This window comes from Agrobacterium sp. ES01 (assembly GCF_050320885.1).
In the GTDB taxonomy this organism is placed as follows: Bacteria; Pseudomonadota; Alphaproteobacteria; order Rhizobiales; family Rhizobiaceae; genus Allorhizobium.
In genome coordinates, this window is record NZ_JBNQTH010000003.1 from 322,779 (window position 1) to 335,069 (window position 12,291).

Consider the following 12,291-nt stretch of genomic DNA (forward strand, 5'->3'; position numbering starts at 1 on the left):
TGTATCTGGCCCTTAGAAGAACACCACGCTTGCCGCAAACACGCCGTTGGCAATGAGCAGGCAGAAAACGGCAAACGATCCCAAATCCTTGGCATGGCGAGCGACCGTTGAGAATTCCGGCGATACGCGGTCGACGATCTCCTCGACCGCTGTATTGAGTGCTTCCACGGCAAACAGCACCAGCGCCAGAACCAACAGGATCACATACTGAGCCAGCACTGCGCCGGTGAGCGCAAACAGGATCACAAGAACGACGAAGGCCAGCAGTTCATGACGGAACGCCGCTTCGCCGAGAAGCCGCTGGAACCCCTGCGACGAATATCGCGCCGCTGCAAAAAAATGCGCAACGCCGGTCTTCTTGCTAAGATCCGTCTCGCCAATTCTCTCTTCGCTTCGAGATGTTTTATCGTCAAGCATCGGATTTACCACTGACACCGGCAGCTTCAAAAGTCGCCATGCCGGTATGGCAGGCTGCTGCGGACTTTACGATACCCGCGGCCAGCGCAGCACCGGTGCCCTCGCCCAAGCGCATGCCGAGCGCCAGAAGCGGCGTCTTGCCGAGCTTTTCGATCGCCCGCATATGGCCCGGTTCCGCTGATACATGGCCGATCAGGCAATGGTCGAGCGCCGACGGGTTCATTGCCTTGAGGATGGAGGCCGCAGCGGTTGTGACATAGCCATCGAGCAGCACGGGAATCTGCTGCATACGGGCAGCCAGAATGGCACCCGCCATGGCCGCGATTTCACGCCCGCCTAACCGGCGCAGGATTTCCAGCGGGTCCGACAGATGCTCCTTGTGGAATTCGACGGCGGTTTTCACAGCATTGATCTTGCGCTGAAGCACTTCACCCTCGGACCCGGTTCCAGGACCGACCCAGTCTTCCGCCGTGCCGCCGTAAAGCGCCAGATTGATTGCAGCGGCGATCGTGGTGTTGCCAATGCCCATTTCACCGATGCACAGAAGATCCGTGCCACCGGCCACCGCTTCCATGCCAAAGGCCATGGTGGCCGCACAATCGCGCTCCGACAACGCCGCCTCGCAGGTGATATCGCCGGTCGGATAGTCGAGCGCCAGATCGAAGATCTTCAGACCCAGATCATGGGTCACGCAGATCTGGTTGATGGCGGCACCGCCCGCTGCGAAATTTTCCACCATCTGCTGGGTAACGGAGGATGGAAACGGCGTGATACCATGCGTCGTGACACCGTGATTGCCGGCGAAGATGGCAACGAGAGGCCTGTTGACTGCAGGTGTACGGCCGGTCCAGGCCGCAAGCCACATGGCGATTTCTTCGAGTCGACCCAACGCGCCGGGCGGCTTGGTCAACTGTCCGTCCCGTTTGCGCGCGGCAGCCAGCGCTGCGGTGTCGGGACCCGGAAGGTCGTTGATCAGCACGCGAAAATCGTCGAACGGCAGGCCTGTGACATTCATGGATATTGCTTCCTTGTCTTTGCACTCGACTTGAGGCTTTGTGGCCTCTCATAATAAGCCCGGGAATATGCCACAACCCAAAAAAGCGACATTTCGGTCGCACATGCAATGGAGGTTCGCAAGGCCATGAAATTGAGCGACTATTTTGACGACACCGTCCGCTCGATTGCCTTCCTGAGCCGCATTCCCGTGCCCAGATCATTTTTCTCTGGCACAGGCCCCAGCATTTCGGGCGGTGTCCAGACATTCCCGCTCGCAGGAGCGCTGATCCTGGCTGGTCCCGCGATATTGCTGTGGTTGCTGCTGGCAGCCGATGCGCCCGTCTATCTGGCCGCCTTCCTGGTTCTGACCCTGCAGACCATGATCACTGGAGCACTGCATGAAGACGGCTTGAGCGATGCTGCAGACGGTCTTTTTGGCGGCCGCGACAAAGACCATGCGCTCACCATCATGAAGGATAGCCGCGTGGGCTCCTATGGTGTCATTGCCATGGTCTTGAGCTTTGGCCTCAGGGCCTCAGCCATCGGTGCCATCGCCACGAGGATCGATCCGATCGAGGCTGCCCTTTGCCTGCCAGCGGTCGCCGCCTTGAGCAGAGCGCTGATGGTCTGGCACTGGTCGGCCATCGGTCCGGCCAAGACAGATGGCGTTGCAGCATCGCAAGGGGAACCGACGAGAGATGCTGTGACTGCAGCGCTCATCGCCGCGGCGATCGTCGCATTCGCCCTGCTCTGGCCATCGGCGGGCTTTGCGCCAATGCTGTTTGCCTCGGCTATGGCGGCTCTCGCTTGTGCCGCATTTACAGCCTTTGTCCGCAAATGCATCGGTGGCCATACCGGCGACACCATCGGTGCCACCCAACAGATTTGCGAATGCCTGATGCTTGCAAGTCTTGCTCTGGCAGTCTGAAGCCACAATATAGGGTCTGACAACAGAGGCGCCCCATGGAATCACCTTGCATCCTCGTTTGCGTGATGGACGACAAGACCGGCCTCTGTTTCGGCTGCGGTCGCACGCGCGAGGAGATCGGCGGCTGGAGCGGCTATACCGGTGAACAGCGCCGCACCATCATGGAAGCACTCCCCACCCGGCTGGAAACCATCGAGCGCAAACCGCGCCGCGAAACCCGCCGCAGCCGCATGGCAAAACAGCGAGAATAGCTTGAACAGATTTTATATCGTCATCGCCATCCTGGCCTTCGGCCTGGTCGTTTTGATTGCCAACCACGATACGGGCCGAAGCTTCGGCATGGACAATGACAGCTTCGGGCAATTGATCACGCTCCTGCCCTTCGCCGCGATGCTGTCGGTCGGTATCCTTGCCAGCCGTCGTTCATTGGGCGAGAGTTTGAAACAGATGCTGACCTGGGCACTGATCGCCATGGCGCTGACCACGGGCTATCTCTATCGCAACGAATTGCAGCAAGTGGGAAATCGTCTGGTCTCCGGTCTGATGCCTGGTCGTGCGGTCGTCGCAACCAATGCCGATGGTCAGCCGATCGTCATCCTGCACAAATCGCTCGGCGGTCATTTCGAGACCAAGGCCACGGTCAACGGCACCCCGGTCTCGATGTTGGTTGACACCGGAGCGACAATCGTTGCCCTTTCCTATGAAGACGCCATTGCCGCCGGCATAGACCCGGAAAGCTTGACATACAGCCGCACCATGCTGACGGCCAATGGCCGCGCGCAGGCAGCCCCGGTCCGCCTGAAAAGCATCGACCTCGGCCCGATCCGCCGCGAAAACATCGAAGCGACAGTCACCCAGCAGGGAATGCTCGATCAGAGCCTGCTCGGAATGAGCTTTCTCTCCACGCTGCGTTCGATCAACATTCAGTCCGATGAGTTGCGGCTGCAGGACTGAAGGTCAGTTGCGCAGCTTGTATCCTGTCTTGAACACCCAGCTCAGAAAACCGAGGCAGATGCCCAGGAAGACGAGGATCATGGCAAAGCTGATGGTCGGAGCGACATCTGCAATGCCGTAGAAGCTCCAGCGAAAGCCACTGACGAGATAGAGCACAGGATTGAGGTGACTGACCGTCTGCCAGAACGGCGGCAACACGCTGACCGAATAGAAGGTCCCGCCGAGGAAAGTCAAAGGCGGAACCACAAGCATGGGCACCATGCTCAACTGCTCGAAATTCTTCGCCCAGATCCCGATGATGAAGCCGGCCATACTGAAGGTGACGGCCGTCAGCGCCATAAACACGACCATCATGACCGGATGCTCGATATGCAGGTCAACGAAGAGCGCCGAAGTCGCAAGGATGATGAAACCGATCATCATGCCTTTTGTCGCCGCAGCCCCGACATAGCCCAACAGGATCTCCGTCATGGCCACCGGTGCCGAGAGGATCTCATAGATCGTCCCCACGAATTTCGGAAAGTAGATACCGGTCGAACCGTTGGAAATGCACTGGGTGATCAGCGTCAGCATGATCAGCCCCGGCGTAATGAAGGCACCGTAGGATACACCGTCGATCTGTTGCAGCCGTGAGCCGATGGCAGCCCCGAACACGATGAAATAGAGCGAGGTGGAGACCACCGGAGACACCACGCTTTGAAGCATGGTTCTGCGTGTGCGGTTCATCTCGAAATAGTAGATTGACTTGATCGCCTCGAAATTCATGCTTTTTCTCCGATGAGTGAGACGAAGATATCTTCAAGCGACGTCTGGCTGGTGGAAATGTCCAAGAAGCGGACACCGGCCGCCTCGACAGCGGCCAGCAGCCCGGCAACGCCACCATGATTGGTTTCCTGGTCATATTCGAAGATCAACTGAGAACGATCCTCGGATAGATTGAGATGATAGGCAGACAACGCCTCCGGAACGCCATCAATCGGCTCCGCCAGCTCCAGCACCATCTGCTTTCGCCCGAGCTTGTGCATCAGCGCATCCTTTTGCTCGATCAACAGCAATTCACCCTTGTTGATGATACCGATGCGGTCGGCGATCTCCTGGGCTTCCTCGATATAGTGGGTCGTCAGGATGATGGTGACACCCGTACGGCGAAGCTCGCCCACCAATCGCCACATATCCTTGCGCAAGGCCACATCCACGCCAGCCGTCGGCTCGTCGAGAAACAGAATGTCGGGCTGGTGAGAGAGCGCCTTGGCAATCAGCACGCGCCTCTTCATGCCGCCGGAAAGTTCGCGCAAGGCACTGTCCCGCTTGTCCCAAAGCGACAGGGATTTCAGCAAGTCCTCGATATAGGCGGGATCGGCACGCTTGCCGTGGAGACCGCGCGAGAATGTGACGGTATTGAACACGGTCTCGAACTGATCCGTCGTCAGTTCCTGCGGCACCAGACCGATTACAGCCCGGGTCTTGCGGAACTCCTTTACAACGTCGTGTCCACCGACCAGAACAGTCCCGCCGCTCGGATTGACGACACCGCACACAATGGAGATCAGTGTCGTTTTTCCCGCCCCATTGGGACCCAGAAGAGCAACGATCTCCCCCTTCTCGATGTCGATGCTAACATCCTTGAGAGCAGAAAAACCGTTGTCATATGTCTTGGAAAGATTTTGGATCGAAATAATGGGCGGCATCGGTTGTAACCAGTCGGTGCGAGGATAAGAGCCCTATAGATAGAAAGCATGATCGAACTTGCCAGTTCGTTAGCGCGATTCACCGCCAGAAAGGGGCAGCAGATAGATCCCGGACGCAAAAAACCCGCCGACGGCCGAGGCCGCGACGGGTTTGAAGACAGGCAGCAATCCTCAATCAGGCGCGCTGTTTTTTACCGGCATTGATCTGCACCAGCGTATCCAGGTTCTGGTTGACGCGGCAGTAGAATTCCTCGTCAATGAAGGGGCGCAGCATGAAGTCGTTGCCGCCAACCTTGAGGAAGCGCGCCGACAGCAGACGATCCGTCGAGGACGACACGCCGATGATGCGCAATTCATGACTGCCGCGAACGGCACGCACACGACGCGTCAATTCAAAGCCATCGATATCGGGCATGTTATAGTCGGTCACCACCAGGCCGATATCCTGATTGGCCTTCAGGATTTCCAGTGCCTTGGCACCGTTCTCGGCAACGCTGACCCGGAAATTGTAGCGCTTCAGGCGGGTGGACAACAACGCACGCGCTGTCGGGCTATCATCGACGATCAGCACGTGGTGCTGGTGGTTGGTCAAGAAGCGATAGATTGACTCGGCCAGCATCTCGACGGCGAAAACGCTGTCCTTGAGGATGTAGTCGACGATCTCTTTCGCCAGAAGTTTCTCGCGGGTATCGCTGTGAAATGTGCCGGTAAACACGATCGTCGGAATATTGAGATCGATCAGATATTCCAGAGCCTCGCCATTTTCGGCACCCGGCAGATTGATGTTGGAAATGGCCAAGGTCACCGGCTCGTCGGCCAGTTCATTGGCCACCTGCAAATCCTCGAACGTACGGCAGACCTCGGCGTCTATGCTGAATAGTTCTTTCAGGCGTGTGGTGATCATGGATGTGAAGACATTTGAGTCTTCCGCCACGATGATCCTGACATCGGGGAATTGCTGACCGGAATACTGCATTCCGGAAATACCGAAGATTGCCATGCTACGCCTTTTCTCGAGAACTTCACTAATTTCAGGAGGTTCTAACATCATCAGCTTGAAGAACTGTTAATCGCAGAAGCACGGAACTCGCAAAGCTATTAATGAAACCTGAAGAAAACATTCCCAAACACGGACGTGCAGTTGTTTTTTTGGGGTGCGAAAAAAGAAAAACGTCCGGTTAGACCGGACGCTTTCTTTTTGATCGCGATACTGGTTCAGGCCATTACTTGATGGTACCCGAACCATTGATGATATCGACTTTTTCATTGCCTTGAAGTCCGATCCGGTCTCCGTTCGGAAGCGTTAAAAAGCAGCCGGTCGGACATAGTGACTGGCTTGCACCGGCATCCAACGCCACTTCCATACGGTTGCCATTTTCAACGACCGACAAGACGATCGGCGCAGAATCCTTGTTTGTAACGGTTGCTGCCGATGCCATGCCAGCGGACAAGGTCAGCAACATAAGCGTAGTCATCATGTTTTTCATGGCATTTACGACGCAACAGCGCCGCCCTCTCGTCTAGAATGTCGCTTTGATCTTGTAAGACCTCAAGCATTTGCAACCGTTATACACCGTCAACCTGAATGCGACCTGAATAATATCACTCAGGCTTTATCGCCATCGCCGGATGCATCCTCCGGTATGTCGCCAGTTTCCACAATACCGTGTTGTTCCGGTTTATCCATCGGGCGTTGTGCGGCAGCGGTTGCTGTCTTCACTGCCTCTTTTACCTGATTTTCGCGCATGAAGAGATTGACGTCGCGCTGCGGGAACGGGATTTCGATTCCAGCTTTCTTGAAGCGCTCAAACACCTCGATACGAATACCGTTCTTGACGTTCAAGGCATCGAGAATATCCGGCACGAAGATACAGAGCTGGAAGTCGAGCGATGAATCGCCGAAACCGAGGAAGATGACAAACGGCTCGGGATTGCTCAGCACGCCTTCCTGCGCATGGCCCGCCTCCTCCAGTATCCGGATCACCTGACGCGGATCGCTGTCGTAGGAAACACCGATCGGCACATCGATGCGCGCCAAACGGTTGCGGTGGGTCCAGTTGCCAAGCGACGCGTTGATGAACTCCGAATTCGGCACGATGATCGTCTGGCGCTGAAATGTCTCGACCTCGGTTGCCCGCACCGAAATCTTGCGGACAAAGCCTTCGGTCGTTCCGGTGGCAATCCAGTCACCGACCTTGAAAGGCCGCTCGACCAGCAGAATGAGGCCAGAGACGAAGTTGGAGACAATATTCTGCAAGCCGAAACCGACGCCGAGAGACAAGGCACCGGCGACAAGGGCCAAGCTGGACAGATTGATCCCGGCTGCCGAAACGCCAATGACGCCGGCTATTGCTGCGCCGATATAGCCGACCCCCGTCTTGACCGAATTGCGCACGCCGGCATCGACATGCGACCGCGCCATGACGCTACCGTCGAGCCATTTCTGAAACCAGCGCGTAACCACAAGCCCGATGGCGAACAACAGAACGCCGCCGGCAATCCCGAATAGCGAAATCCGGATATTGCCAATGGAGATCTCGTTAAAGATCTGAAAAGCCCACAATTCGATATCCCTGGGCTGGAAACCCCAGGAAAACAGGATCAGCGGAACACCGATGGCCAGAACGAAAAGATAGCTGAGCAATCCGGCGACAAGGCCGACCTGGTCGAGACTGACGCTGCCAAGATGGAAACGCTCCTCGATATACTTTCCCACCCTCGTCTCGCCGAACCGGTCAGCAGCCGATATCTCGCGGGCAGACAGCATGCCGATATACATCGTGGCGATGACAGCGCCTGTCACGATGATCTGCGTTGCCAGGAAACGTGCCATGCCGACATAACCCGAGAGGCTGGCAAGCAAGAGGCCGATACCGATCAACCTGAGCGCCCAGACGATCCAGCGAGGCCAATCGCGGCTGTCGGCGCTGTCGGCTCCATCCTCACCTGCAACGGGCTTCAGGAATGAAACATAGATGACCAGCAAGCCAACGACCGCAGAGGAAATCAGGCTCTTCATGACGGTGAGAACGACGGGCGAGCCCAGCGCCTCGCTTATGCTGCCAGCGACGTAATCGAGGCCATTGACGATGGCCATCATGAGGATGGCTACACCGAGGCTGCGTGCGCCACTGTTGGAAACAGAGACAAGCCGCCAACTGGGCTGCCTGGGAGCGAGAATCGCACGAGATATCAATGCAACGAAAGCGACGAGACCGATAAAACTGTAGGTCGCGGAGACGATCGGAGCGATATCCATGCGCAAGACGTTGAAGGTCTTGAGCAGGAAATAGGATGTGACAAGAAAGAAGGCCAAGGCTAGCGCCGGCAGGATCGTCGCCCAGAAGGCCACAGACAATCGGCTTGTGTAAGCGGGCTCCTTGATTGCGGGATCACGTCGGATAAGGCGACCGAACAACCGGTATTCGACGGCGAGCAAAAACAAGGCTAACGCGATGGACAGCAACACCGCGCTTGCAAGCGAGAGACGCTTGTAGTTCCAGATGAAGTTGAACCAACTGCTGACCGTGCGAACCAAAGTGCTCACTTCGACGGTAAAGGCCGCTGCTGCATCCGAAATCAACGAGGGAGAAATGTCGGTATGCTCCAAAAGCCGGTCAGTGAAGAGATCGCGGCGAATTTTGGTGATCGCATTCGATAGCTTGTTGGCCGTGATCGAAAGATCTTCAGCCTCTCCTGTCAGATTATTGATCTTCAGTCGCTGGGCGGTGAGCTTGTTGCGTTCATCGGTCACCGATGAGTCTTCGGCCGGCTGCCCCTCGGCTGGCGGCTCTCCAAGTTGGTCGAGGCGGCTTTTGACCTCGTCGAGCCGCGGGCGAAGATTGACTGTGGTGGCGAGAAGATCGCGCGTGACCTCGTCAATGCTCACTTTTGTGTCGATCAGACGCGAATCGTCGGTGACATTGCCTTCGACGACCTTGCGCAAAGTCTCGAGACGCTTCTGCGCGTCGGTGATTTCCTGCTCCGCCTTCTGGATGGCGTTCTCATCATTGATAATCGCTGCCTGAGCCTGGACAGGAACGGCGGATCCACCGGCAATGCCGGCAGTCAAAGATAAAAAAGCGATGGCGACGAACAGACGTCGGATACGATGCGAAAGAAGCAAATTCTGTCCTTTAACTGCAGGCACGAACTGTGGTCGATCATAGAGATGCGATATGGCAAAGGAAAGGACGGCATGCATAGCGACACGCCGCATCAATGATCGCATTTTCGATCTATGTTGCCGGCTACCTGTCTCCTGCCACCACGCCACCTTACCTTAGGTTATCCACAGCAATCCACAGGCAAGTGGAACAGCCCAAGGACTAAAACAGAAACATTGCGGGAACGCGACCTAGTAGTCAGCGGAACAGATGCAGATCACGGAAAATTTTATATTTGGAGCTGACGTTTTTTCTTCCCAGGAAGAAGAAATGGTGGGTGATGTAGGGCTCGAACCTACGACCCGCTGATTAAGAGTCAGCTGCTCTACCAACTGAGCTAATCACCCACAGCCACCGTCCGGTGGTGTGATGCGGCGTATAAACAGGAAGCTCAGACTTGTCTACCACCTCGGTGAATTTTCTTTCGACCTTTGCGATTTTTCTCGTTCAAAGGTCCAGTACGCCGCTTGCAACACGCACCGCCTGCCCCCCGATCCTGGCCTTCACGATTTCATCGTCCTTGCTATCGATATGCAGGTGAATAAAGGAGGGGCGCCCCATCTCAACACCCTGTTCGACGATCATGGGATGATGACCATCCGGCAATGCATCAAAATGCTGGATAGCGCCGGCAAGCGCTGCCACTGCCGCACCGGTTGCCGGATCCTCGGCAATCCCCATGCCCGAACCAAACATGCGTGCATGAAAACGGGCGCGATGATGAATCCCGCCTCGGCAATAGACATAAGCCGACGACAATGCACCATCGGCATAGGGGGCGACGCGCTCCCACATCTGCGGATCGAATTCAAGGCTTTCGACCGAGCGCAGATTGTGAACCGGCACCACCAGAAAGGGCACGCCGGCGCTCCAGACGGATGGCAGGTGATTCTCGAACCCGACCTCGCCGGCCTTCAGCGACAGCGCATTGGCAATGCCGCCTTTTTCAAGAATATAATCCATCTTTACCGGTTTGCGCGGCAGATCGAATTCGGCAAAGCTCGCTTCTCCGGGCCGCAATCGCACAGCGCAGCGTACCGGCCCGATATTCTCCTCAAGCACCGAGACCTGATCGAGCGATCCGCCGGCGTCTGCATGGTTGCGTTCCGCAAGAGCGATGGCCGTGCCGACGGTTGGGTGTCCTGCAAAGGGCAATTCACGCGCTGGCGTAAAAATGCGGATACGGGCGGTATAGGCCGTATTCTCCGCTTTCTGAACAAAGACGGTTTCGGATAGCTTGATCTCGCCGGCGATTGCCTGCATGGCCTCGGCTGTCAATCCTTCGCCGTCGAAGATGACCGCCAACGGATTGCCGGCAAGCTTTTGGTCAGTGAAAACATCATAGATCGAGTATTCGCGTGCCAAAGGCGCCTCCGCTCGTCATCGGTGTGTCATCCGTTTAACGTTCATCCCCCGCGACAGTTCATCCGGTCAAGCCCCGTCTCCAAATATCCACGTCAACAAGGGCAGCATCGCCACATCATAATTGTGGGCTGCGGGGTCGTTTGAGCGGATCGCAACGACATCCGCGATCTCCTGTTCATCATCGACCGCCATATGTGAGCGGATATCGGCAATCAGGTCTTCTGCTGTCCTGTCGAAATGGAAGCGGCGATAAACGGTGACCCGTCGTTGCCGATGGCTGGCAAAGAGTTTCTCATCAGCACGCGCAGAGGAAAGCTCGAGACCGGTTTCCTCCAGGACCTCGCGCATCATATTGCCCTCGAGATCGCAGGCGCCATTCGCGACATCGTCCTTGTCGAGCGATCCAGCGGCGCAATAGACTTTTCCCGCGTTGATGGTGTGAGCCGCCATCTTGATGGCAATGATTGCCCCGTCGGAGGAAATCAACACCGGAAAGCCAAACAGGTGAAATCCTCCCCGTGCCGGCTCCTGGGCGCGCCACCAGAGAAAGGTCGAATAGGGAACGAGGTGCCCTACCCCTTCGATGACGCCATCGTCCATCGTCAGCCGATGCTGCAGCACGACCTGCCCGTTGAACAAAGCCGGCTTCTTGTCCACCTCCTGGAGCCAGTTGCGTTCTGCCTCCAAGCGTTCCGCGATATGAAATGGATGATCGACCGGCAAGACCTGAAGACTGAGGGAATCGACCGGAAAAATAAGATGTTCCGGCGGCCACAAGCGATGATCTTCTTCAGTGATATCGATCATTCAAGATCCAGAGAAATGACGACAGGGCAATGATCGGACGCCTTGGGTCGGTCCCAACCGATCCGCGGATAACGCTCGACCTCCTGGCCAGGCGGAACGGCGTGCGGAATGGCTGCCCGCCCCGAATGATCTCAGGAACGGCATTTGCGTTTCGCCGCGCCAGATGCGGCGACAGCCAGATATAATCGAGCTGACACAAATGCTGTTCTTGCGGGCCACGCGAATGATAAAGCGTCCAGCGATCGAGTGCATCCCGACGCAGCATCGGATTTTCAACAAAACCGTCATGGCTGAACGCATCGAGCGCGCTGTCGAGCGCACCGACATGATGGAAGCTGTAGCCACGGCGTCGGTCGCCGGACACATCCACACGCTCCTGGTAATCGTTCATATCCCCGCAGATGGCAAAAGACTTGGTTGCAGTGCCGCCTTTACCGAAACGCGCTTCAATAATGTGGCGCACCGCGTACGTCTCCGCCTCGCGCACAGGCTTGGTTACCATGCGTCCATCGACGCCATCGCGTGCACCGCCCATCGATTTGAAATGCACGACGTACAGCGTAAAGGGACGTCCACCGATTCTGAGATCGACTTCCAGGCAGTCGCGCTTGAAGATCTTGTCATCGGGTGCGTTTCGATCGACGAGTGCCGGATTGAACAGGCCGAGTTCGCGATAGGTGACACCGGCATGGCTTTTGATATCCGTGAGTTCGATCTTTTCGCCGTCTCGCGTTTCCTCGCGCATCATCACGCCGACGTCGATACCGCGCCCGTCATCTGACGCGTGTCGTCGGTTGATGCCACCACGCGTGCCGCCTCAAGACGCTGATACTCAGCCTCGTTATCGACCTCGAACAGCTGCAGGACCCTGTCCTGTCGCGCGCCATTTCGGAAACCCGAATAATCGAACCGCGTCATCAGGTTTTCGACGTTGAAGGTAGCAAGACGAAGCGTCATGTGAGACTTTCGG

The 12,291-nt window shown here is 56.7% G+C and carries 12 protein-coding genes, 1 tRNA gene and 1 pseudogene; 3 read left to right on the forward strand and 11 right to left on the reverse strand.

The window, feature by feature from the left end:
- Positions 1-12: 12 nt before the first annotated feature.
- Positions 13-417: a diacylglycerol kinase gene (locus ACQQ2Q_RS10840; protein WP_428187076.1), complete on the reverse strand. Its 405-nt coding sequence runs from the start codon at positions 415-417 to the stop codon at positions 13-15.
- Positions 410-1,432, reverse strand: a complete 1,023-nt coding sequence (gene cobT, locus ACQQ2Q_RS10845; RefSeq protein WP_428187077.1) for a nicotinate-nucleotide--dimethylbenzimidazole phosphoribosyltransferase — start codon at positions 1,430-1,432, stop codon at positions 410-412. Before cobT ends, ACQQ2Q_RS10840 begins: the two co-directional genes overlap by 8 nt.
- Positions 1,433-1,558: 126 nt before the next feature.
- On the opposite strand from cobT, the gene ACQQ2Q_RS10850 reads away from it, so the two are divergent.
- From ACQQ2Q_RS10850 to ACQQ2Q_RS10860, 3 genes are read left to right on the forward strand one after another with little or no spacing between them, the layout of a single operon-like run.
- Positions 1,559-2,341 carry an adenosylcobinamide-GDP ribazoletransferase gene (locus tag ACQQ2Q_RS10850; RefSeq protein WP_428187078.1) on the forward strand — a complete coding sequence of 261 codons (783 nt, stop codon included), beginning with the start codon at positions 1,559-1,561 and terminating at the stop codon, positions 2,339-2,341.
- Between the two features lie 35 nt (positions 2,342-2,376).
- A complete protein-coding gene (locus ACQQ2Q_RS10855) occupies positions 2,377-2,592 on the forward strand; it encodes a DUF1289 domain-containing protein (protein ID WP_428187079.1) in 216 nt (71 codons plus the stop codon).
- 1 nt (position 2,593) lies between these two features.
- A complete protein-coding gene (locus ACQQ2Q_RS10860) occupies positions 2,594-3,295 on the forward strand; it encodes a retropepsin-like aspartic protease family protein (protein WP_428187080.1) in 702 nt (233 codons plus the stop codon).
- 3 nt (positions 3,296-3,298) lie between these two features.
- On the opposite strand, the gene ACQQ2Q_RS10865 is transcribed toward ACQQ2Q_RS10860, so the two are convergent.
- The 9 genes and pseudogenes from ACQQ2Q_RS10865 to ACQQ2Q_RS10905 form a co-directional block, all read right to left on the reverse strand.
- Positions 3,299-4,060 carry an ABC transporter permease gene (locus ACQQ2Q_RS10865; protein WP_428187081.1) on the reverse strand — a complete coding sequence of 254 codons (762 nt, stop codon included), beginning with the start codon at positions 4,058-4,060 and terminating at the stop codon, positions 3,299-3,301.
- Positions 4,057-4,983: an ABC transporter ATP-binding protein gene (locus tag ACQQ2Q_RS10870; protein ID WP_428187082.1), complete on the reverse strand. Its 927-nt coding sequence runs from the start codon at positions 4,981-4,983 to the stop codon at positions 4,057-4,059. The genes ACQQ2Q_RS10865 and ACQQ2Q_RS10870 overlap by 4 nt, the downstream gene beginning before the upstream one ends.
- 175 nt (positions 4,984-5,158) lie before the next feature.
- The gene (locus ACQQ2Q_RS10875; RefSeq protein ID WP_428187083.1) at positions 5,159-5,983 is read right to left on the reverse strand and encodes a response regulator; all 825 of its coding nucleotides are present in this window, start codon (positions 5,981-5,983) and stop codon (positions 5,159-5,161) included.
- A 223-nt stretch (positions 5,984-6,206) separates the two neighbouring features.
- The gene (locus tag ACQQ2Q_RS10880) at positions 6,207-6,470 is read right to left on the reverse strand and encodes a hypothetical protein (protein ID WP_428187084.1); all 264 of its coding nucleotides are present in this window, start codon (positions 6,468-6,470) and stop codon (positions 6,207-6,209) included.
- A 119-nt stretch (positions 6,471-6,589) separates the two neighbouring features.
- Positions 6,590-9,109 (reverse strand): mechanosensitive ion channel domain-containing protein, encoded by a 2,520-nt coding sequence (locus tag ACQQ2Q_RS10885; RefSeq protein WP_428187085.1) that lies wholly within the window; start codon positions 9,107-9,109, stop codon positions 6,590-6,592.
- A 311-nt stretch (positions 9,110-9,420) separates the two neighbouring features.
- Positions 9,421-9,496 (reverse strand) — tRNA-Lys (locus tag ACQQ2Q_RS10890).
- Positions 9,497-9,596: 100 nt separating this feature from the next.
- Positions 9,597-10,514: a PhzF family phenazine biosynthesis protein gene (locus ACQQ2Q_RS10895; RefSeq protein ID WP_428187086.1), complete on the reverse strand. Its 918-nt coding sequence runs from the start codon at positions 10,512-10,514 to the stop codon at positions 9,597-9,599.
- A gap of 66 nt (positions 10,515-10,580) precedes the next feature.
- Positions 10,581-11,321: an NUDIX hydrolase gene (locus ACQQ2Q_RS10900; protein ID WP_428187087.1), complete on the reverse strand. Its 741-nt coding sequence runs from the start codon at positions 11,319-11,321 to the stop codon at positions 10,581-10,583.
- Positions 11,318-12,278, reverse strand: a pseudogene (locus tag ACQQ2Q_RS10905) (endonuclease/exonuclease/phosphatase family protein). The gene ACQQ2Q_RS10900 and the pseudogene ACQQ2Q_RS10905 overlap by 4 nt, the downstream one beginning before the upstream one ends.
- Between the last annotated feature and the right edge of the window lie 13 nt (positions 12,279-12,291).

What these genes read in the sequence shown, in the direction of transcription:
- ACQQ2Q_RS10855 (WP_428187079.1), top strand. Translation starts at nt 2,377, where the DNA reads ATGGAATCACCTTGCATCCTCGTTTGCGTGATGGACGACAAGACCGGC.
- ACQQ2Q_RS10865 (WP_428187081.1), bottom strand. Translation starts at nt 4,060, where the DNA reads ATGAATTTCGAGGCGATCAAGTCAATCTACTATTTCGAGATGAACCGC.
- cobT (WP_428187077.1), bottom strand. Translation starts at nt 1,432, where the DNA reads ATGAATGTCACAGGCCTGCCGTTCGACGATTTTCGCGTGCTGATCAAC.
- ACQQ2Q_RS10900 (WP_428187087.1), bottom strand. Translation starts at nt 11,321, where the DNA reads ATGATCGATATCACTGAAGAAGATCATCGCTTGTGGCCGCCGGAACAT.
- ACQQ2Q_RS10875 (WP_428187083.1), bottom strand. Translation starts at nt 5,983, where the DNA reads ATGGCAATCTTCGGTATTTCCGGAATGCAGTATTCCGGTCAGCAATTC.
- ACQQ2Q_RS10870 (WP_428187082.1), bottom strand. Translation starts at nt 4,983, where the DNA reads ATGCCGCCCATTATTTCGATCCAAAATCTTTCCAAGACATATGACAAC.
- ACQQ2Q_RS10840 (WP_428187076.1), bottom strand. Translation starts at nt 417, where the DNA reads ATGCTTGACGATAAAACATCTCGAAGCGAAGAGAGAATTGGCGAGACG.
- ACQQ2Q_RS10880 (WP_428187084.1), bottom strand. Translation starts at nt 6,470, where the DNA reads ATGAAAAACATGATGACTACGCTTATGTTGCTGACCTTGTCCGCTGGC.
- ACQQ2Q_RS10850 (WP_428187078.1), top strand. Translation starts at nt 1,559, where the DNA reads ATGAAATTGAGCGACTATTTTGACGACACCGTCCGCTCGATTGCCTTC.